Origin of the sequence: Streptomyces sp. NPDC007929 (assembly GCF_042959065.1) — a bacterium.
Lineage (GTDB): Bacteria > Actinomycetota > Actinomycetes > Streptomycetales > Streptomycetaceae > Streptomyces.
Genome location: NZ_JBIBKD010000002.1, coordinates 675,666 through 696,640 on the forward strand (window position 1 = coordinate 675,666; position 20,975 = coordinate 696,640).

Annotated in this window: 16 protein-coding genes and 1 pseudogene; 9 read left to right on the forward strand and 8 right to left on the reverse strand. The window is 73.4% G+C overall.

The window, feature by feature from the left end; genetic code table 11:
- Positions 1–63 precede the first annotated feature (63 nt).
- From nirD to ACFZDE_RS07830, 3 genes are read right to left on the reverse strand one after another with little or no spacing between them, the layout of a single operon-like run.
- Entirely contained in the window at positions 64–414 is a 351-nt protein-coding gene (gene nirD / locus ACFZDE_RS07820; protein ID WP_390997032.1) for a nitrite reductase small subunit NirD, read from the reverse strand.
- Positions 411–3,029: a nitrite reductase large subunit NirB gene (gene nirB, locus ACFZDE_RS07825; protein WP_391198330.1), complete on the reverse strand. Its 2,619-nt coding sequence runs from the start codon at positions 3,027–3,029 to the stop codon at positions 411–413. Before nirB ends, nirD begins: the two co-directional genes overlap by 4 nt.
- On the reverse strand, positions 3,029–4,246 hold the full coding sequence (locus tag ACFZDE_RS07830; RefSeq protein ID WP_391198332.1) for an FAD-dependent oxidoreductase: 1,218 nt from the start codon (positions 4,244–4,246) through the stop codon (positions 3,029–3,031). Before ACFZDE_RS07830 ends, nirB begins: the two co-directional genes overlap by 1 nt.
- Positions 4,247–4,840: 594 nt before the next feature.
- On the opposite strand from ACFZDE_RS07830, the gene ACFZDE_RS07835 reads away from it, so the two are divergent.
- Positions 4,841–5,623 carry a TSUP family transporter gene (locus ACFZDE_RS07835; RefSeq protein ID WP_390997041.1) on the forward strand — a complete coding sequence of 261 codons (783 nt, stop codon included), beginning with the start codon at positions 4,841–4,843 and terminating at the stop codon, positions 5,621–5,623.
- Positions 5,624–5,629: 6 nt separating this feature from the next.
- Here ACFZDE_RS07835 and ACFZDE_RS07840 read toward each other — a convergent pair whose 3' ends face one another.
- On the reverse strand, positions 5,630–6,235 hold the full coding sequence (locus tag ACFZDE_RS07840; protein WP_390997973.1) for a class F sortase: 606 nt from the start codon (positions 6,233–6,235) through the stop codon (positions 5,630–5,632).
- A gap of 170 nt (positions 6,236–6,405) precedes the next feature.
- Positions 6,406–6,927 (reverse strand): hypothetical protein, encoded by a 522-nt coding sequence (locus tag ACFZDE_RS07845; protein ID WP_391198333.1) that lies wholly within the window; start codon positions 6,925–6,927, stop codon positions 6,406–6,408.
- Positions 6,928–7,210: 283 nt separating this feature from the next.
- Between ACFZDE_RS07845 and ACFZDE_RS07850 the strand changes: the two genes are divergently transcribed.
- On the forward strand, positions 7,211–7,813 hold the full coding sequence (locus ACFZDE_RS07850) for an NAD(P)H-dependent oxidoreductase (RefSeq protein WP_391198336.1): 603 nt from the start codon (positions 7,211–7,213) through the stop codon (positions 7,811–7,813).
- 66 nt (positions 7,814–7,879) lie between these two features.
- Here the strand turns inward: ACFZDE_RS07850 and ACFZDE_RS07855 are convergent, their stop codons facing one another.
- Entirely contained in the window at positions 7,880–8,308 is a 429-nt protein-coding gene (locus ACFZDE_RS07855; RefSeq protein WP_391198339.1) for a gamma-glutamylcyclotransferase, read from the reverse strand.
- Positions 8,309–8,447: 139 nt separating this feature from the next.
- Between ACFZDE_RS07855 and ACFZDE_RS07860 the strand changes: the two are divergent.
- A pseudogene (locus ACFZDE_RS07860) lies at positions 8,448–9,859 on the forward strand (M4 family metallopeptidase).
- A 3-nt stretch (positions 9,860–9,862) separates the two neighbouring features.
- Here ACFZDE_RS07860 and ACFZDE_RS07865 read toward each other — a convergent pair.
- A complete protein-coding gene (locus tag ACFZDE_RS07865; protein ID WP_391198342.1) occupies positions 9,863–12,463 on the reverse strand; it encodes a molybdopterin-dependent oxidoreductase in 2,601 nt (866 codons plus the stop codon).
- Between the two features lie 395 nt (positions 12,464–12,858).
- Here ACFZDE_RS07865 and ACFZDE_RS07870 point away from each other — a divergent pair, with 395 nt between their 5' ends.
- Genes ACFZDE_RS07870 through ACFZDE_RS07880 form a run of 3 tightly spaced genes read left to right on the forward strand, consistent with a single transcriptional unit; the run spans position 12,859 to position 16,431 of the window.
- On the forward strand, positions 12,859–14,379 hold the full coding sequence (locus tag ACFZDE_RS07870; RefSeq protein ID WP_391198344.1) for an amino acid adenylation domain-containing protein: 1,521 nt from the start codon (positions 12,859–12,861) through the stop codon (positions 14,377–14,379).
- Entirely contained in the window at positions 14,376–15,632 is a 1,257-nt protein-coding gene (locus tag ACFZDE_RS07875; protein WP_390997056.1) for a hypothetical protein, read from the forward strand. Before ACFZDE_RS07870 ends, ACFZDE_RS07875 begins: the two co-directional genes overlap by 4 nt.
- Before the next feature lie 31 nt (positions 15,633–15,663).
- The gene (locus ACFZDE_RS07880; protein WP_391198346.1) at positions 15,664–16,431 is read left to right on the forward strand and encodes an enoyl-CoA hydratase-related protein; all 768 of its coding nucleotides are present in this window, start codon (positions 15,664–15,666) and stop codon (positions 16,429–16,431) included.
- Positions 16,432–16,440: 9 nt separating this feature from the next.
- On the opposite strand, the gene ACFZDE_RS07885 is transcribed toward ACFZDE_RS07880, so the two are convergent.
- Positions 16,441–17,139: an ElyC/SanA/YdcF family protein gene (locus tag ACFZDE_RS07885; protein WP_390997060.1), complete on the reverse strand. Its 699-nt coding sequence runs from the start codon at positions 17,137–17,139 to the stop codon at positions 16,441–16,443.
- Positions 17,140–17,353: 214 nt separating this feature from the next.
- Between ACFZDE_RS07885 and ACFZDE_RS07890 the strand changes: the two genes are divergently transcribed.
- From ACFZDE_RS07890 to ACFZDE_RS07900, 3 genes are all read left to right on the forward strand, one after another.
- Positions 17,354–18,121, forward strand: coding sequence for a CbiX/SirB N-terminal domain-containing protein (locus tag ACFZDE_RS07890; protein WP_391198348.1), 768 nt, complete (start codon positions 17,354–17,356; stop codon positions 18,119–18,121).
- A gap of 133 nt (positions 18,122–18,254) precedes the next feature.
- Positions 18,255–19,532, forward strand: coding sequence for a deoxyguanosinetriphosphate triphosphohydrolase (locus tag ACFZDE_RS07895; protein ID WP_391198351.1), 1,278 nt, complete (start codon positions 18,255–18,257; stop codon positions 19,530–19,532).
- Positions 19,533–19,665: 133 nt separating this feature from the next.
- Positions 19,666–20,931 (forward strand): FAD-dependent oxidoreductase, encoded by a 1,266-nt coding sequence (locus tag ACFZDE_RS07900; protein ID WP_391198354.1) that lies wholly within the window; start codon positions 19,666–19,668, stop codon positions 20,929–20,931.
- The last annotated feature ends 44 nt before the right edge of the window (positions 20,932–20,975 follow it).

The following is a 20,975-nucleotide window of genomic DNA, read 5'->3' on the forward strand; positions in this document are numbered from 1 at the left end:
ATGACGCGGTGGCGTGCCCGCCCGAGCAGGCGTGCACGCCACCGCGATCGGTCAGGGACCTGGCTATGCGACGCGCACCTTGTACGCCGTCACCCGGACCGCCTCGTCGTCCAGGCACTCGCCCGTCGTCAGGTCGAAGCGCTGCTTCAGCAGGGGGGAGGCGACGAAGGGGCGGCCCTGGTGGGTGCCCGTGAGGCCTCGGGAGAGGACCGCCGCGCCGGTGAAGGGGTCGCGGTTGTCGATGGCGAACAGGTCACCGGAGCGGTCGCGGAAGATCGCGGCCTGCCGGCCGTCCGGCAGCAGCGCGGCCACCCCACGGCCCGGCAGCAGCGCCGTCAGGTCGCAGACCGTGAACCACTCGTCGTCCAGGGCGATTTCGATCTTGAGGTCGGTGGTCTCGGGGGCCAGGGTCATCGCTGGGCGCTTCCTTCCAGTACGTCGGCGGCGGGTCGCATGCCGATGGACAGCAGCGGCAGGTCGGGCTTCATCTGGTCGCGCTCGGGCACGAAGGCGACGACCGGGTCCGGGGTGTCCGGCGCGTTCACGAAGGACACGAACCGGGCGAGCTTCTCGGGGTCGTTGACCGTCTCGGCCCACTCGTCGCGGTAGTGCGCGACATGCGCCCGCATCAGCTGCTCCAGCTCGTCGCAGATGCCGAGCGAGTCGTGGACGACGACGTCCCGCACGTGGTCGAGGCCGCCCGGGATCCGCTCCAGCCAGGTGGAGGTGCGCTCCAGCCGGTCGGCGGTGCGGATGTAGAACATCAGGAACCGGTCGATCAGGCGGACCAGTTCGGCGTCCGACAGGTCCTGCGCGAGCAGGTCCGCGTGGCGCGGGGTCGCCCCGCCGTTGCCGCCGACGTAGAGGTTCCAGCCGTTGGCCGTGGCGATCACGCCGAAGTCCTTCGACTGGGCCTCGGCGCACTCGCGCTGGCAGCCGGAGACCGCCGACTTCAGCTTGTGCGGGGAGCGCAGCCCCCGGTAGCGCAGCTCCAGGTCGATCGCCATCCGCACGGAGTCCTGGACGCCGTAGCGGCACCAGGTCTGGCCGACGCAGGACTTCACCGTGCGCAGCGACTTGCCGTAGGCGTGGCCGGACTCGAAGCCGGCGTCCACCAGCCGGGCCCAGATCAGCGGTAGTTGCTCGACGCGTGCGCCGAACATGTCGATCCGCTGCCCGCCGGTGATCTTCGTGTAGAGGCCGAAGTCGCGGGCGATCTCGCCGATCACGATCAGCTTCTCCGCGGCGATCTCGCCGCCGGGGATGCGCGGTACGACCGAGTACGAGCCGTTCTTCTGGAGGTTGGCCAGGAAGTGGTCGTTGGTGTCCTGGAGGGAGGCCTGCTCGCCGTCCAGGACGTAGCCGCTCACGCCGATCGCCGGGGCGAGGGAGGCGATGATCGAGCCGACGGCCGGCTTGCAGACCTCGCAGCCGTCGCCGCCCCGGGCCTCCTCGCGGCCGTGCCGGTCCAGCAGGTCCTGGTAGGTGGTGATGCGCAGGGCGTGGACGATCTCGTAGAGCTCCTCGCGGGTCTGCCCGAAGCAGCCGCACAGGCCCTTGTCGACCTCGACGCCGCTCGCCTCCAGCTCGGCGTTGACGAGCTGGCCGAGGACCTTGACGCAGGAGCCGCAGCCGGTGCCGGCCTTGGTGCACTTCTTCACCTCGGGCACCGTCGTGCACCGGTGGTCGGTGACCGCGCCGCGGATCGTGCCCTTGGAGACGTTGTGGCAGGAGCAGACGATCGCCTCGTCGGGCAGCGCGGACGGGCCGAGCTGCACGGACTCCCCGGCCCCGGCGGGCAGCACCAGCGACTCGGGCGAGACCGGCGGGACCGAGCCGGTGAAGGCCTTCAGCGTGCCGTAGGCCTCCGCGTCGCCGACCAGGATGCCGCCGAGCAGCGTGCCGTCCCGGCCGATGACCAGCTTCTTGTACAGGCCCGCGCGGGAGTCGGAGTAGACGACGTCCAGGCAGTCCTCGGCGGTGCCGTGCGCGTCACCGAAGGACGCCACGTCCACGCCGAGCAGCTTCAGCTTGGTGGAGAGGTCGGCGCCGGTGAAGGACGCCTCGTCCGCGGCGATCGTGGCCGCGGCTGTCTCGGCCTGCTCGTAACCCGGGGCCACCAGGCCGTACACCCGGCCGTCGGAGGCCAGGGCGCACTCGCCGATCGCGAAGACGTGCGGGTCGGCGACCGTACGGCACTGCTCGTCGACGGTGATGCCGCCGCGCTCCCCGACCGTCAGACCGCAGTCGCGGGCCAGCTGGTCACGGGGGCGGACACCGGCGGAGAACACCACCATGTCGGTGGCGAGTTCGGAGCCGTCGGAGAGCTTCATACCGGTGACGGCGCCCTCGGCGTCGACCAGGATCTCCTGCGTGCCCACGCCCGTGTGGACGCTCAGGCCCATCTCCTCGATGGTGCGCAGCAGCGCGGCGCCGCCGCCGTCGTCCACCTGGACGGGCATCAGCCGGGGCGCGAACTCCACGATGTGCGACTCGACACCCAGGCCCTTCAGCGCGCCCGCGGCCTCCAGGCCCAGCAGCCCGCCGCCGACCACGGCACCCGTGGTGGCCTTCGACTTCGCGTACTCCTCGATCGCGAGCAGGTCCTCGATCGTGCGGTAGACGAAGCAGCCCTCGGCGTCCTTGTTCGGCACCGGCGGGACGAAGGGGTAGGAGCCGGTGGCGAGGACGAGCGTGTCGTACTCGAAGACCTCACCGGACCGGGCGGTGACCTTCCGCGCGGCACGGTCGACGGAGACCGCCGGGTCGCCGACGCGCAGCTCGATGCCGTGCGCGGCGATGAACTCGGGGTCGGTCATGGACAGGTCTTCGGCCGTCCTGCCCGAGAAGTACGAGGTGAGGGCCACGCGGTCGTAGGCCGGGCGCGGCTCCTCGCAGAGCACGACCACGCGGTGCGTGGCGGTCAGGCCGCGCTCGGCGAGCGCTTCCAGGAAGCGCTGGCCGACCATGCCGTGGCCGACGAGCACGATCGTGGGGGTGGCCTCCGTGGCCTCCGGGGTGGCGGTCATCAGGAGCCTCCATCGTTGGTGAGCAGGTGGAGCAGCGGGCCGCCGTCGGAGGGGAGCGGCTCTGCTCCCTCCCAGGCGCGGGCGAGCGCGCCGACGGTGCCGAGTTCGCCGACGAGGACCCCGCCGACCAGGCGGTCGTCGCGGACGACGACCTTGCGGTAGGTGCCGCGGGTGGCGTCGGCGAGCTGGACGACGTCGTCGCCCGGGAGGGCCTCGGTCTCGCCGAACGCGGCGAGGTCGAAGGGGCTGTCGTGCCCGTTGAGCGTGAGCCGGGTCAGAGAACGCGTGCCGGTGTAGCGGGCGGTGGCGTCACCGGCCAGCAACTCGGCCAGCGCGTCGGCCTGTTCGAGCGCCGGGGTGGCGAGGCCGTACACCGTGCCGTGGTGCTGGACGCAGTCCCCGAGGGCGTGGATGCGCGGGTCGGAGGTGCGCAGCTCGTCGTCGACGACGATGCCCTTGCGCACCTCCAGGCCGGCCGCCTGTGCCAGGCCCACTCGCGGGTGGACCCCGCAGGCCAGGACCACGAGGTCGGCGTCGAGGGCGTATCCGTCGGCCATTTCCACCGAGCGGACCGCGCCGCCGACGCAGCGCACGTCGCGGACGCGCAGGTCGGTGTGCACCTCGACGCCGAGGTCGGCGAGGTGACGCCGGACCAGCGTCGAGGCGGCCGGGTCGAGCTGGCGCTCCATCAGCCGCTCGGACTGCTGGGCGAGTACGACCTGGGCGCCGCGCAGCGCGAGGGCGCGGGCGGCGGAGACGCCGAGGAGCCCGCCGCCGATGACGACGGCCTTGGTGCCCGGCCGGACCGCCTTGGACAGGCCCAGGCAGTCGTCCATGGTGCGGAACGCGTGTACGCCCTCGGGGAGTTGGCGGTTCTCGGTGAACAGGCCGCGCAGGGGCGGTAGCACGGGGTTGGATCCGGTGGCCAGCACGAGTGTGTCGTATGCGATCACCGAGCCGTCCGCGCACCGCACGGTACGCGCGGCGCGGTCGATGTCCGTGACCCGGCCGCGGGTCAGCGCCGCGGGCGCCGGCAGGGCGATCACCTCGGGGCTGTACCGTCCGGCCAGCACCTCGGCGAGCAGCACGCGGTTGTAGGGCCGGTGCTCCTCCTCGCCGATCAGCAGCGCGGGCGTGCCGAGCTCACCGAGCCGCCGGGCGAGCCGTACGCCCGCGAGGCCGGTGCCGATCACCACCACACGCTCATTCGAGGTCATGCCCTTGAGCGTGCGGTGCCGGTGTTACCCGGCAGCATCACCTCTGTTTCCCCCGAGGAACGCTGCCCTCAGCGGACGACGGCACGGAGTGTGAGGCTTCCTGAGGTGCGAGGAACGGGGTTGTGAGAGGTTCCGCGCCACGAAACTCCGCGCACCCCGCGACGCGCTTCGAGGCTGGTCTGCGGTGGGTGTCGTGGCGCGGCCACGGTGGTCGGTGGCGGTTCGCGCGACGCGGTCACGGCCGTCTGCGGCGGTCCCGTGGCGCTGCGAGGCCGGTCGTTGCGGCCACGGTGGACTGCGACACCCGTAGCGCGGCCCCGGCGCTCCGCGACGGTTCGCGTGGCGCGGCGGCGCCGGTCGGCGGCGCTTCTCGTGTCGCGGCGACACCGGTCTGCGGCGGTTCCCGCGACGCGGCCATGGCGGTCCGCGGCGGTTGCCGTAGCGCGGGCACGGGCGGTCCGTGGCGCGGCCGCGGCGGTTCGCGGGGCGTGGGTACGGCGGGCTGCCGGGGCCAGGGGCGTCCGTGGCGGTTGTCGCAGCCCGGCGATGCCGGGATGCGAGGGGCTCGCAGCGGCCTCGCATAGGGTCTCGATCATGCCCGACATATCCCTGACCATGATCGCCCTGCTCTGCCTCGCGGCCCTCGCCGCCGGGTGGATCGACGCCGTGGTCGGGGGCGGCGGGCTGCTCCTGCTGCCGGTGCTGCTGCTGGGGCTGCCGGCCGGGACGCCCGCCGCGCACGCGCTCGGCACCAACAAGGCCGTCGCCATCGTCGGCACCACCGGCGCGGCCGTGACGTACGCCCGCAAGGCGCCCGTGGACGTCCGCACCGCCGTCCGCATCGGGCTGGCCGCCCTCGCCGGGTCCTCGGCCGGGGCGTTCTTCGCGGCGGGGATGAGCACTGACGTCCTCAAGCCGGTGATCATGGTGGTGCTGCTCGGCGTCGCCGCCTTCGTGATCCTGCGGCCCACCTTCGGCACGGCCCCCGCGACCGGCCCGGCCGGACCCCGCCGCGTCCTCGCCGCGATCGGCCTCGCGGGCCTCGGCATCGGCTTCTACGACGGACTCATCGGCCCCGGCACCGGCACGTTCCTGGTCCTCGCGCTCACCGCGATCCTCCACCTCGACCTCGTCACGGCCTCCGCCACCGCCAAGATCGTCAACTGCTGTACCAACGCGGGCGCCCTCGCCACCTTCGCCTGGCAGGGCGCGGTCCTGTGGCAACTGGCCGCGCTGATGGCCGTCTTCAACCTGGCGGGCGGCACCCTCGGCGCCCACACCGCCCTCAAGCAGGGCAGCGGCTTCGTCCGCGTCGTCCTGCTGACGGTCGTCTTCGCCCTGGTGGGGAACCTGGCGTACGAGCAGTGGATCGCCTAGGCCGGGTCACCGGCTGCCGGTCAGGTGGGCGAAGACGACGACGTTGCCCTGGTAGCCGGTGTCGCGTGAGTAGCCGCCGCCGCAGGTGATGACCCGCAGTTCGGGGCGGTGGGCGGCGCCGTAGACCTTCTCGTCGGGGAAGTCCTTCGCGGCGTACACCTCCACGGCGTCCACGGTGAACACCGCGACACCGCCGTCCCGCCGGTCCACCTCGATGGCGCTGCCCCGGGCCAGGGCGCCGAGGTCGTAGAAGACGGCGGGGCCGTCGGCGTTGTCCACGTGCCCGGCGACGATCGCCGTGCCCAGCTCCCCGGGGGTGGTGCCGGCCTCGTACCAGCCGGCGAGGTTCTCGTCCGCCGCGGGCGGTACGTCGAGGCTGCCGGTCCTCGTCAGACCGAGCCCGGTCAGCGGGGCGTCGACCCCGATCGCCGGGATGCGGACGCGGTCGGGCGGCGAGGGCGGAAGCGCGGGCACGGCGGGCCGCTCCCCGGCACGGCCGTCCAGCCCGGCCCGGGCCTGCGCGGCGGACGGCTGGGGCGGTGCGTGGGTGACGGCGCCGTCGCGCAGCAGCCACACCCCGGAGCACAGGGCGAACACCGTGACGGCCGCCATGGCCGCGTTCGCGGGGCGGCGAGGGCCGCTGCCGAACCTGGTGGAGCCGCGCACACCCACCCACCCCTTTCCGGGCTTCGGCCCCGTACCCCCCTCCGGGCCGCGAGGGGCGTCGGACCCGGAGGGGGAGGGGACATGCGGTACCGGCGACGGACAGCGGAGGGTGTCCGTCAGATCCCGTCGCCTCTCGCCCGGCGATGCAGGAGCCAGGTACCGCCCGCGGCGGCGACGGCGAGAGCCGCCACGCCGGCCGCGGTCTGCACGGGGTCGGGGCCCAGTGCGCCGCCGACCCCCGTCTTCACGCTCCCCCGTGGATGCACCTGCCCGCGCATCGACGTCAGTGTGACCACCAGGTCCCCGGTGGTCCGCCGGCCGCTGCCGTCGCAGGTCGCGGTGATCTCGTACGTCCCCGGCTGCGCACTCGGCGGCACCCGGAACCGCCCGGTCGCGTCCTGCCCGTGCGCGTCCGGCGCCAGGCTCAGGGAGCCGGCCCCCACCGCGCTCGCGTCACCCGTCGCCGCGCCGCCGTCGCCGCAGGCCGCCGTGAGCACCGTGACCTGACCGCCCGGCACGACCGAGGCGGGGGACACCTCCAGACCACCGTCGGACGCGCCGTACGCGGGGGCGGCGGCGAGAGCCGCGGCGGTGACCGCGAGCGCGATGCCGGTCAGCGGCCGGGCGGTACGTCGCATCGGTGCTCCCCCTTCGAGCGGGTCGGTCGTGCGCTGCCCTTCCGAGGTAACGGGCAGCGGGGCGGCCGCGCCCCCTGAGGGAGCGTCAGAATTGGGGTGAATGGGTGTCAGGGGGAGGCGAGCCAGGGGCTGCTCGCTGCCGTTTCGGCAGGTCACGGGCGTTCGGGCGGTGGGGTGCGGAAATGCGCGGGGTGCGCGTGTGAACGGGTGACCCGGGTGCGTACGCCATGGCCGCCGCCCTCCGCTTGACCTAAAGGAAGGTTGAGGTATGAGGCTGTGCGGCATGACCACAACCACCACCGCACCCTCCGCCGCCGCGCCCCTCCGTCTGACCCTCGTCGTGGGCAGCAACCGGCACGGCCGATTCGGCCCCGTCGTCGCGGACTGGCTCCTCGGCCGCGTCCGGGACCGTGACGACCTTCTCGTCGACGTCGTGGACGTCGCCGAGGTCGCACTGCCCATGTCCCTCGAACCGACCCCGGAGGCGACGGCCGCGCTGTCCGGCGTCACCCCGAAGCTGGCTCGCGCGGACGCCTTCGTGGTGCTCACCCCCGAGTACAACCACTCGTTCCCGGCGGGCCTGAAGAACCTCGTCGACTGGCACTTCACCGAATGGCAGGCCAAGCCCGTCGGCCTGGTCTCCTACGGCGGTCTGGCCGGCGGCCTGCGTGCGGTGGAGCACCTGCGTCAGGTCTTCGCGGAGCTCCACGCCGTGACGGTCCGCGACACCGTCTCCTTCCACAACGCCGGTGCCTCCTTCGACGACCGGGGCGCCCTGCGCGACCCGTCCGGCCCGGACGCGGCGGCCAAGACCATGCTGGACCAACTGGTGTGGTGGGGCCGGGCGTTGCGGGAGGCCCGGGCGACCCGGCCGTACGGGGGCTGACCCGACGTACGGGGTCTGAACCCGCTTCGGCACGCGTGAAGCGGCCGGAGGCTCACCCCTCGCCTCTCACACCCGCGCCCGCCAGTCCCCGCCCGCGATCGCCCGCCCCCGGGCCCGCAGCCGGGCGGCGACGGCGGGCGCGGCCAGGTACACCCAGGCCGGCACGGCCACCCCGTCGGCCTCCCGTACGACCTGCCGCTCGACGCGCACGTAGAGACTGCGCGGATCCCCCGGCACGTACTCCTCCAGCCGGTCCAGCTCGGCGAGCAGCCCCTCGTACGCCTCCGGCAGTGCGGTGACCAGCTCCCCGCCGACCGTGCCGCCGCCCGGCTCCTCGACCGCGTACGGGTAGCCCGGCCCCGCGTACAGCACCGCGTCCGTGAGCCGGCCCGGCTCCTCGGAGCGGGTGCGGCCGCGCAGGAAGTGGGCGTGGTTGACCTCCCCGGGGCGCAGGGTGCCGTAGACGAAGAAGGGGAGGGGCGAGGGGAGGGTCACAGGAACGATTCTGCACCCTCACACACCTCCACAGCGGCGCTATGGACATGCCATGTCGGCGCCGCCTTAACTCGCGGTCAACATCAACGCCGCACCCGGTCGACCCCACGCGACCGGGTGCGCCCGTATGAGGAGACCGATGAGTCGGATACGTCATGTCCGCGGTTCCCGTCTCGCCCTCGCCGGTGTGGCCGTCACCGGCACCACCGCCCTGCTGGCCGCCGTTCTCTCCCCGGCCGCCGGCGCGGCGGACCGGCCGACCAGGTCGGCCGCGATCGAGGACGCGGAGGCGGTGCTCGCGGACCGGGCCGGAGCCCTGGGTCTCACCTCGGCGCAGGAGACGAAGGTCCGGGACGTCGTCGTCGACGACGACGGCACCCGGCACGTCCGCTACGACCGCACCTACCACCGGCTCCCGGTCCTCGGCGGCGACTTCGTCCTTCATCTGAACCCCGACGGCACGTACCGCGGCACGAGCCGGGCGACGAAGTCCGCGCTGTCCCTGGCGAGCGTCACGCCGAAGGTGGCCGCGCCCAAGGCCGCCGACCTCGCGGCGAACCTGCTGCGCGCGGCCCATCTGGGCGAGACCCTGAAGCGGCTGACCGCCAAGCCGCGGCTGGTCGTCGACGCCCTGCACGGCGCCCCGAAGCTGGCCTGGCAGACCGACGCGGTGGCCCACGACGAGCTGGGCAACCCCGTCGGGCGGACGGTCCTGACCGACGCGACGACCGGCGCCCGGATCGACGCCTGGGACACCATGGAGTCGGCGTCGGGCGAGGGCAGGTCCCTCTACGGCGGCACGGTCCCGCTTCAAAGGTCCACGGCCGTGACGGCATCGCCGGCGACGGCAAGGGCTCCTTCAACCGCGTCCACTACGGCAAGGACTACAACAACGCCTTCTGGGACGACACCTGCTTCTGCATGACGTACGGCGACGGCGACGGCAAGCTCATGGGCCCGCTGGTGTCGCTGGACGTCGCCGGGCACGAGATGTCCCACGGCGTGACGTCGAAGACGGCGGCACTGACCTACTCGGGCGAGTCCGGCGGCCTGAACGAGGCCACCTCGGACGTCTTCGGGACCCTGGTGGAGTTCCACGCCGCCAACGCCGAGGACCGGGGCGACTGGCTCATCGGCGAGAAGGTCGTCCGCTCCGGGCTCGGCCGCGAGGCCCTGCGCTTCATGGACAAGCCGTCCAAGGACGGCAAGTCGGCGGACTGCTGGGACGCCAAGCTCGGCGACCTCGACGTGCACTACTCCTCCGGCGTCGGCAACCACTTCGCCTACCTCCTCGCGGAGGGCAGCGGCGCCAAGTCCCTCAACGGCGTCACCTACAACTCCCCGACCTGTGACGGCTCCACGGTGACCGGCATCGGCCGGGCCAAGCTCGGCAAGATCTGGTACCGCGCCCTGACGGTCTACATGACGTCCTCGACGGACTACGCGGACGCCCGCAAGGCGACCCTGAGCGCGGCGAAGGACCTCTACGGCGCCGACAGCACCGAGCAGAAGACGGTCGCCGCGGCCTGGAAGGCCGTGGCGGTGAGCTGACCCCTACCGCTCGACGGTCTCCAGCCGCACCGCGCACGCCTTGAACTCCGGCATCCGGGAGGTCGGGTCGAGCGCGGGGTTGGTGAGGGTGTTGGCGCGGCCCTCGCCCGGCCAGTGGAACGGCATGAAGACGGTGTCGGGCCGGATGGCGTCCGTGATCCTCGCGGGCGCCACGGCCCGGCCCCGCCGCGACACGACGGCCACCGGGTCCCCCTCGGCCGCCCCCAGCCGGGCGGCCAGCCTCGGGTGCAGCTCCACGAACGGCCCGGGCGCGGCGGCGTTCAGCTCCGCCACCCGCCGCGTCTGCGCCCCGGACTGGTACTGCGCCACGACCCGCCCGGTGGTGAGCAGTACGGGGTACTCGTCGTCCGGCTCCTCGGCGATCGCCCGGTGCGACACGGGCACGAACCGGGCCCGGCCGTCGGGAGTGGCGAAACGGTCGAGGAAGAGGCGGGGCGTGCCGGGGTGGACCCGCACCGGTGCGTCGCCCGTGACGGCCGGACGGCCCGCCGCGCCCCCTTGCGCGCCGGGGCCGCCCGCCGCGCTGTCGGCGTCGGGGCCGCCCGCCGCACTGCCGGGGCCGCTCGCCGCGCTGTCGGCGTCGGGGCTGCCCGCCGCACTGCCGGGGCCGCTCGCCGCGCTGTCGGCGTCGGGGCTGCCCGCCGCACTGCCGGGGCCGCTCGCCGCGCTGTCGGTGTCGGGGCTGCCCGCCGCACCGTCCGCGCCGGGGCTGCTCGCCGCGCTGTCGGCGCCGGGGCCGCCCGCCGCACTGCCGGGGCCGGGGCCGCTCGCCGCACTGTCGGCCTCGGGGCTGCCCGCCGCACCGTCCGCGCCGGGGCCGCTCGCCGCACCGTCCGCGTCGGGGCCGCCCGTCACGTCGTCGGACCCGGCCGGTTCTTTCGGCGCGGGCCGCCCGTGCGGGCCGGGCGCGGGGATCCCCGACCCTGTCCTCACGGAGGAACGGCGGTCCTCAGGGCCCCGCGGCTCTTCCGCCTCTTCCGCCGGACAGGGCCAGAACACCCCGTTCTCCTCCACCAGCCTCCGGTAGGTGATCCCCGAGTAGTCCGCGGCCCCGCCCGCCGATGCCCGGCGCAGTTCCTCGAAGACCTCCTCCGGGTCGGTCGGGAAGCCCTTCTCCACGCCCAGGCGGCCGGCCAGTTCGTGCAGCACCTCCAGGTCGCTGCGGATGCCGTCCGGTGGGGTGAGCGCGCGGCGGCGCAGCAGCACCCTGCCTTCCAGGTTGGTCGTCGTGCCGGTTTCCTCGGCCCACTGGGTGACCGGCAGGACCACGTCCGCGAGTGCCGCCGTCTCGGACAGCACCACGTCGCAGACCGCCAGGAAGTCCAGGGACCTGATGCGCTCCTCGACGTGTGCGGCACGCGGCGCCGAGACCACGGGGTTGGAGGCCATCAGCAGCAGGGACTTGATGTCCGTGCCGAGCGCGTCCAGCAGCTCGTAGGCGCTGCGCCCCGGCCCGGGCAGGCTGTCCGGGTCGACGCCCCACACCTCGGCGACATGCGCCCGCGCGGCCGGGTCGTCGAGCTTGCGGTAGCCCGGCAACTGGTCGGCCTTCTGCCCGTGTTCGCGTCCGCCCTGTCCGTTCCCCTGCCCGGTCAGGCAGCCGTACCCGGACAGCGGGCGGCCCGCCCGGCCGGTCGCCAGGCACAGGTTGATCCACGCGCCCACCGTGTCCGTGCCCTTGGACTGCTGCTCGGGCCCGCGCGCGGTGAGCACCATCGCCGACTCCGGCTCGCAGAACAGCCGTACGGTCTCCCGCAGTTGCGGAACGGACACCCCCGTGATCCGCTCCACGTACTCCGGCCAGTGCGCCATCGCGGCGGCCCGGGCGTCCTCCCAGCCCACGGTCCGCTCGTCGACGTACTCCTCGTCCACCCGCCCCTCGGCGATCACCAGGTGCAACAGGCCCAGGGCGAGGGCCAGGTCCGTGCCCGGCCGGGGCGCGAGGTGCAGGTCCGCCTGCTCGGCGGTCTTCGTGCGGCGCGGGTCGATGACGATCAGCGTGCCGCCGTTCTCCTTCAGCTCGGTGAAGAACCGCAGCGACGGCGGCATGGTCTCCGCGAGGTTCGACCCGACGAGGATCACGCAGCCGGACTTCGGGATGTCCTCCAGCGGGAACGGCAGCCCCCGGTCCAGGCCGAACGCCTTGATGCCGGCGGCCGCCGCCGACGACATGCAGAACCGGCCGTTGTAGTCGATCTGCGAGGTGCCGAGCACGACCCGCGCGAACTTGCCGAGCGCGTACGCCTTCTCGTTCGTCAGCCCGCCCCCGCCGAACACCCCGAGCGCGTCCGGCCCGTACCGCGCGCGCGTGCGGCCCAGCTCCGCCGCGATCCGGTCCAGGGCCTCCTCCCAGGAGGCGGGCACCAGTGTGCCGCCCTCGTCCCGCACCAGCGGCGAGGTCAGCCGCACGCCCGGCGCGAGCACCGCCGCGGCCGTCCGGCCCTTGCCGCACAGCGCGCCCCGGTTCACCGGGAAGTCCGCACGCTCGCTCACCTCGACGGTCCCGTCCGGCACGGGCGTCAGGTTCATCCCGCACTGCAGGGCGCAGTACGGGCAGTGCGTGGGCGTCACGGTGCTCTGCATACCGTTCAGCCTGCGTCGGCCGTGTTACGCCCGGGGCCGGTCCCCTGTTACGCGGCCGGGACGGCAACCTCCCCGCCACGGACCCGGCCGCGTGAGGCAACGGCGTGCCGCCCTGGCCGGACACAGTCCCGCACTCCTTGAGGTCGTCACCGACCGCCACGGACGTTGCCTGTGGGACGAAAAACGCCACATGTGGCTCATTGCGTTCCTTTCTTGGCCGGTCCGACCTCGTTGAGAGTTGAAGCAGCCGCATTACGCTCTCGCTACGCGCAGCGCTCGCACGACTCCGCACGGCGTTCGACACCCGGGCATGCCCGCCGATCACGGCTGCATCCACCCGCGGCAGACCCGCGGGTGGCAATCCGACCTCGAAACAGCCAGGAGGCCACCCGATCATGCCTCTGCGCCACTTGACCCCCCATGACCAGCGACTCTTTTGGCAGTACGGCCACGGCCCGACCGTCCCCGTCCCCGACCCGCTCCTGCACCACGCCATCGCCCGGCACGCCCGGGCCACCCCGCACGCCGTGGCCGCCGAACACCAGGGCGCTCGCATCACCTACGGAGAGCTCGACCGGTACGCCGGTGCCCTCGCCGCCCGCCTGGTCCGCGAGGGCGTACGCCCCGGCGACCACGTCGGCCTGTTCGTCCGCCGCTCGATCCCGATGCTGGTCGGCCTGCTCGGCGTCCTGAAGGCCGGCGCCGCCTACGTCCCGCAGGACATCGGCCTCGCGCCCCCGGCCCAGCTCACCCACGTCATCCGCACCGCCCGCACCCGCGTCGTCCTCACCGTCACCGAGCACGCCCACCGCGTGCCCCTCCCGGACGGCCATCTGCTGCTCCCGCTCGACGAGCCGCTGCCCCACGCCCCCGCCCCGAGCGTCCGCGTCACCGGCGACGACGGCGCCTACGTCCTGTTCACCTCCGGCACCACCGGCCGCCCCAACGGCGTGAAGGTCACCCACCACAACATCGCGAGCCTTCTGCTCACCGAACCCGGCGGCCTCGGCATCCGGCCCGGCGACCGGGTCGCCCAGCTCCTCAACATCGCCTTCGACATGGCCGCCTGGGAGATCCTCGGCTGCCTCACCCACGGCGGCACCCTCGTCGTCCGGGGCAAGGACCTCACCGCCGCGGCCCGCACCGCCGACGTGCTGATCGCGACCCCGACCGTGCTGTCCGGCCTCGACCCGGCCGCCTGCCCCCGGGTGCGCACGGTCGCCGTCGCGGGGGAGCCCTGCCCGCGCCCACTGGCCGACCGATGGGCCCGGCAGGCCGCCTTCTTCAACTGCTGCGGACCGACCGAGACGACCATCGTCAACACCATGAGCCGCCACGACCCGGCCGCCCCGCTGCTCACCATCGGCCGCCCCACCCCCAACAACACCGTCTACGTCCTGGACGCCGACCGCCGCCCCCTGCCGATCGGCGAGGTGGGCGAGATGTGGGCCGGCGGCGCCTGCGTCTCGGCCGGCTACCTCGGCGACGACGCCCTCAACGCCGAGCGCTACGCCCCCGACCCGTTCCTCGGCGGCGGGAACCGCATGTTCCGCACCCGCGACCTCGGCCGCTGGACCCCCGGAGGCGAACTGGAGCACCTGGGCCGCACCGACGACCAGGTCAAGGTGCGCGGCTTCCGCGTCGAGCTGGACTCCGTCTCCTCGGTCCTGGAGTCGGCCGTCGGCTGCACCCGGGCCGTCACCCTCAGACGCGACGCCCGGACGCTCGTCTCCTTCGTCTGCCCGGCGGACGTCGACCCGGACGCGGCCCGCCGCGCGGTCGGGGACGCCCTGCCCTACTACTGCGTCCCCGAGCAGGTCGTGCCGCTGGCCTTCCTCCCCGAGACCGACCGCGGCAAGGTCGACAAACAGGCACTGCTGCACATGATCGAGCAGCGCGTGGCGGTGGCCCGATGACCACGTCCCCACCCCGGAACCGGCAGACCGACGGCGGACTCCCACCACTCCTGCCCGCCCCGCGCCGCCTGCTCAAACACCCCCGTCTGATGCACTACAACCGGCTGGCCGCCTTGGTGCTCCTCGGCAACGTCGCCTTCGCCGGGGCCCGTTGGCCGCTGGACACCGCCACCCTCGGGCACGCGGCCCTCGCCAACCTCGCCCTCGCCGTCGTCGTACGCCAGCAGTACGTCATCAACTGGCTGTTCCGGCTGGCGACCTCGGCCCCCACCAGCTGGCCGCTGCGGGTCCGCTGGACGCTGGGCAAGGTGTACCACTTCGGCGGCCTGCACGTCGGCGGGGCGCTGGCGGGCACGGCCTGGTTCCTGGCCCTGACGATCACGACACCCAGCGGCACCCTCAGGGCCGTCGGCTGGACCCTGATCGGCCTCCTCGCCCTGATCATCGCCACCGCCCTGCCGCCCTTCCGCTCCCGCCATCACGACCGGTTCGAGAAGATCCACCGCTTCGGCGGCTGGAGCGCGCTGGCCCTGTTCTGGACGCACACCCTGCTGGCCTCACCGGGCCCCTGGGAGGTCGGCACCCTCGCCGTGGTCACCTTCAGCGTCGCCCTGCCCTGGCTGCGGCTGCGCAAGGTCGACGTCCACCTCGAACGACCCTCCTCGCATGTCGTCCTGGCCCGCTTCGACCACGGTGAGACCCCCTTCGCGGGCTCCTCCACCGCGATCAGCCGCAGCCCGCTGAAGGAGTGGCACTCCTTCGCCAACGTCCCCGCCCCCGGCGAATCCGGCTTCCGGCTCACGATCTCCCGGGCCGGCGACTGGACCGGCTCCTTCATCGACGACCTGCCCCGGCAGGTGTGGGTCAAGGGCATCACCACCGCCGGCGTCGCCAACATCGAAGTCCTGTTCACCAAGGTGGTCTACGTCGCCACCGGCAGCGGCATCGGCCCCTGCCTGCCCCATCTGCTCGCCGCCCAGGTGCCCTCCCGGCTCGTCTGGGCGACCCGCGACCCCCGCGCGACCTACGGCGACGCCCTGGTCGACGAGATCCTCGCCGTCCAGCCGCACGCCCTGATCTGGGACACCTCCCGGCACGGCAAGCCCGACATGGTGCACCTCGCCCACCAGGCCTGCCGGGACTTCGGCGCCGAGGCGGTCATCTGCATCTCCAACAAGAAGCTGACCTGGCAGGTGGTCCACGGCCTGGAACGGCGGGGCGTCCCGGCGTACGGCGCGATCTGGGACTCGTAGACGCGATCTGGGACTCGTAGAAGGGATACCGATGAACCACCTGAAGCTGGAGCGGGACGGCCGGGTCGTGACCGTACGCCTGCACCGCCCGCACGTACGCAACGCGCTCAGCTCGGCGCTGCTGACCGAACTCCTCGACGCACTCCGTCCGTTGGACGCGGACCCCGAGGTCGGATGCTTCGTCGTCACCGGCTCGGAAACGGTCTTCGCGGCCGGCGCCGACATCAAGGAGATGGCCGGGAAGTCGGCCGCGGGCATGGCGGCCGAGGACTACTTCGGCGCCTGGGAGGAGTTCGCCGACCTCCGCACCCCGAAGATCGCCGCCGTCAACGGCCATGCCCTCGGCGGTGGTTGCGAGCTCGCGATGATGTGCGACCTGGTCGTCGCGGGGGAGTCGGCGGTCTTCGGGCAGCCCGAGATCAAACTGGGTGTGATCCCCGGCATCGGCGGCACCCAGCGGCTGACCCGGCTGGTGGGCCGGGCCACCGCCATGGACCTGGTCCTCACCGGCCGCACCATGGACGCACGGGAGGCTGGACGCTGCGGTCTCGTCTCCCGTGTGGTCCCGGACGACCGGGTCCTGCCCGAGGCCCTCGAAGCGGCGGCGGCGATCGCCTCCTACGGCCGCGCTGCGGTCAGGGCCGCCCGCGAGTGCGTCGACCGGGCCCTGGAAACCGGCCTGCGCGACGGCATCCGCTTCGAACGCCGCGTCTTCCACGCCCTGTTCGCCACCGACGACCAGAAGGAGGGGATGACGGCGTTCCTGGAGAAGCGCCCCCCGCGCTTTGACGGACGCTGACGGAAGGCCCTAACGGAGAGGGCCCTCGGCCGCCGCCAGGGCCCTCTCCACACCCGGCTCCCGCGGCCCGAGGAACCGCGGGTCCGGCCGGAACACCGCGTCCAGCGCGGCCTTCCCGGCGGCGAAGATCTCCCGGGTGCCCCCGTAGTACCAGGTCGCGTCGTGCACGGCGTCCACCCCGACCCCGTACGACGCGACCCCCGCCGCCTCGCACAGCGCCACCGCCCGCCGGATGTGGAAGCCCTGGCTGATCAGCACGGCCTCGTCCACCCCGAAGATCTTCTTCGCACGCACGCACGAGTCCCAGGTGTCGAACCCCGCGTAGTCGCTGACGATCCGCCCGTCGGGGACCCCGTGCCGGGTCAGATAGGCGCGCATCGCGTCCGGCTCGTCGTAGTCCTCGCGGCTGTTGTCCCCGGTGACGAGCACCACCTCCACCCGCCCCTGCCGGTACAGCTTCGCCGCCGCGTCCAGCCGGTGCGCGAGATACGGCGAGGGCTCGCCGTCCCACAGCCCGGCACCGAACACCACGGCCACATCGGTACGCGGCACATCGGCCGTCGTACGCAGCCGGTCACCCGCCACGGTGTACATCCACGTCGCCGGAAGCAGCGCGAGCACGCACCCGGCCATCACGGCCTGCACCAGCCGCCGCTGCCCCCGCCGGGTACGCGGCAGCCGCGGCCGGCGCAACGTCATACGGCGCATCGGACGCTCCCTCCCCAGGTCGGCCCCTCGACAGTCAGGGACGTCCCGGCGGCCCGCCCGGTTCATCCCCCCGCACGTGACCAGCTTCACTCACTTCATGGAAACCGCAGCTCAAACCACCTCACACTCCCCCTGTCCTTCATCGTGAACCGCTGGAAAACACCCGTGACGCCCAGGCAACGGGAAGGCAACGTGGCGCCGCGACCATCGGTGCATGCCCAGTCAGCTCAGCCTCGTCCCGCCGCCCGCCCCGCGTCGCCCCACCGCGCCCGCCCTCGTGGTCGTGGCGCACGGCAGCCGCGACCCCCGCGCGCTGAGCACCGTGAGCGCACTCCTCGACCGGGTCCGCGCCCTGCGCCCCGACGTGCCGGTGCACCTGGGCCACATCGAGCTCAACGCCCCCCTGCTCCCCGACACGCTCGCCGCCCTGGGAGACAGCGAGGCGGTCCTCGTCCCCCTCCTCCTCAGCCGCGGCTACCACGTCAAGCGGGACATCCCCGAAATGGCGGCGGCCTCCCGAGCCCGCACCCACCTGGCGGCCCCCCTCGGCCCCCACCCCCTCCTCGTCGACGCCCTCCAGGCCCGCCTCACGGAAGCCGGCTGGGGCGGGACACCCCACCGCACCAGCGCGGTGGTCCTCGCCGCGGCGGGCTCCCGCGACCCGGACGCGAAGACGGACACCGCCCGCACGGCCCACCTCCTCGCGGCCCGCCTCGGCGTCCCGGTCGTCCCGGCCTACGCCTCGGCCGCCACCCCCACGGTCCCGACCGCGGTCCGCACGCTCCTGGCGAGGGGGCGCCGCCACATCGCCCTCGCGTCCTACTTCACAGCCCCCGGCCGCTTCGCCACGGAGTGCGCCCAGCAGGCCCCCTGGATAGCGGCCGCCCCCCTCGGCACCCACCCGACGATGGCCGACCTCGTCCTCCACCGCTACGAGGAAGCCCTTGCGACGGCTGCCGAACCGGCACTGGCCTCGGCCTGAAACCAGGCGTGGGGTCGCGTCCTGAGGGGCGCGGGGAACTGCGCGACAAGCCACGACGAGCCCGCAGACGCCACACCACCGGACTCGGCACACGCGAAGGCGCACGGCGCACCGGTGCCCGTACTGTCGTCACATGGCAGGCACCGCACAGAACCCCCCGGCCTACGACCCGACGTCAGTCGACCGCTGGGCCCCGGAACCCGACAAACGCCCCGGCCGCACAGCCTTCCAACGCGACAGGGCAAGGGTCCTGCACTCCGCCGCCCTGCGACGCCTCGCCGGCAAGACCCAAGTGGTGACGCCGGGCACCATGGGCCCCGCCTGGGACGCCAGCCCCCGCACCCGCCTCACCCACAGCCTCGAATGCGCCCAGGTCGGCCGCGAACTGGGCGCGGCCCTCGGCTGCGACCCCGACCTCGTGGAAGCCGCCTGCCTCTCCCACGACCTCGGCCACCCGCCCTTCGGACACAACGGCGAACAGGCCCTCAACGAGTTCGCCGCGGACTGCGGCGGCTTCGAGGGAAACGCCCAGTCCCTCAGACTCCTCACCCGCATCGAGCCCAAACGGTTCACCCCGGAGGGCTCCGTCGGCCTCAACCTCACCCGCGCCGCCCTCGACGCCGCCACCAAGTACCCCTGGCCCCGCGGCGCCCACCCCACCGACCCGGCCTCGAACAAGTTCGGCGTCTACGAGGACGACCGCCCCGTCTTCGACTGGCTCCGCAAGGACGCCCCCGGCACCCGCACCTGCTTCGAGGCGCAGGTCATGGACTGGTCCGACGACGTGGCCTACTCGGTGCACGACGTGGAGGACGGCCTGCACGCCGGTCACATCGACCCGAACTGCCTCCAGGCCGACCCCGAACGCCGGGACGTCTTCGAGGTCGCCCGCGGCCGGTACGTGCCCGCCGACACCGACCCCGCCGAGCTCGCCGAGGCCCTGGACCGGCTCCTCGCCCAGGAGTGGTGGCCGCACGGCTACGACGGCACCGCCGTCGCCCAGGCCCGCCTGAAGGACGCCACCAGCCAGCTCATCGGACGCTTCTGCCTGGCCGCCGAGAGCGCGACCCGTACCGCCTACGGCGCCGGGCGGCTCACCCGGTACGCCGCCGAGCTGGTCGTCCCGCGCGAGACCCGGCTGGAGTGCGCCGTCCTCAAGGCCGTCGCCGACCTCTACGTCATGCAGCGCGCCGAGCAGGAGCGGCTCCGCGCCGACCAGCGGATCGTCGTCGCCGAACTGGCCGAGGCGCTCACCGCCCGCGCCCCGGACGGACTGGACCCGCAGTTCCGCGCCCTGTTCGACCGGGCGGCGGACGACAGGGCACGCAAGCGGGTGATCGTGGACCAGATCGCCTCCCTCACCGACGCGTCCGCCCGTTCGCTTCACGCCCGTCTGACGGGGCAGGGGTGAGACTGGCGCGACGGGCGGGACGCGAGACCCCCGAATGTGACCCTCCGTGGCCTGATCGGGTCACTCCCTCTTCCCGCATCACGCTCCGTGCGGGACGCTCGCAAGTGGCGACATCCTGACGAGGAGGCATCAAGTGGTCGACGCGGATCAGACATTCGTCATCGTCGGAGGCGGACTGGCCGGCGCGAAGGCGGCCGAGACGCTCCGCGCGGAGGGCTTCACCGGCCGCGTGATACTGATCTGCGACGAACGCGACCACCCCTACGAGCGCCCGCCGCTGTCCAAGGGCTACCTCCTCGGCAAGGAGGAGCGCGACAGCGTCTTCGTGCACGAACCCGCCTGGTACGCGGCCCACGACATCGAGCTGCACCTCGGCCAGACCGTCGACGCCGTCGACCGTGCGGCGAAGACGGTCCGCTTCGGCGAGGACGGCACCCTCGTACGCTACGACAAGCTGCTCCTGGCGACCGGCGCCGAGCCCCGCCGCCTGGACGTCCCGGGCACGGACCTGGCCGGTGTGCACCACCTGCGCCGCCTCGCCCACGCCGAGCGCCTCAAACACGTCCTGACCAACCTCGGCCGGGACAACGGCCACCTCGTCATCGCCGGAGCCGGCTGGATCGGCCTGGAGGTCGCCGCGGCGGCCCGCGAGTACGGCGCGGAGGTCACGGTCGTCGAACACGGCCCGACCCCGCTGCACGGCGTGCTGGGCCCCGAGCTCGGCGGGCTCTTCGCCGACCTGCACCGCGAGCACGGGGTGCGCTTCCACTTCGGCAGGCGGCTCACCGAGATCGTCGGCCAGGACGGCATGGTCCTCGCGGCCCGCACCGACGACGGCGAGGAGCACCCGGCGCACGACGTGCTCGCGGCGATCGGCGCCGCCCCGCGCACCCACCTGGCGGAGGCGGCCGGCCTGGAGATCGCCGACCGGGCCCACGGCGGCGGCATCGTCGTCGACGAGCGGCTGCGCACCTCCGACCCGGACATCTACGCGGCCGGCGACGTCGTCTCCTTCCCGCACCCCCTGTTCGGCACGCGGCTGCGCGTCGAGCACTGGGCCAACGCCCTCAACGGCGGCCCGGCGGCGGCACGCGCCATGCTGGGCCGCGAGGTGACGTACGACCGGGTGCCGTACTTCTTCTCCGACCAGTACGACCTGGGCATGGAGTACTCCGGCTGGGCGCCCGCGGGCTCCTACGACCAGGTGGTGATCCGCGGGGACGCGGGCAAGCGCGAGTTCATCGCGTTCTGGGTGAAGGACGGCCGGGTGCTGGCCGGGATGAACGTGAACGTGTGGGACGTCACGGACAAGATCCAGCGCCTGATCCGCTCCAAGGAGAGGGTGAACACGGAGGCGCTGGCGGACCCGCACGTCCCGCTGGAAAGCCTCGCCTCATAGCCGCCGGGGCTGTCAGGAGTGTCGGTCCGCCCCCGTAGACTTCA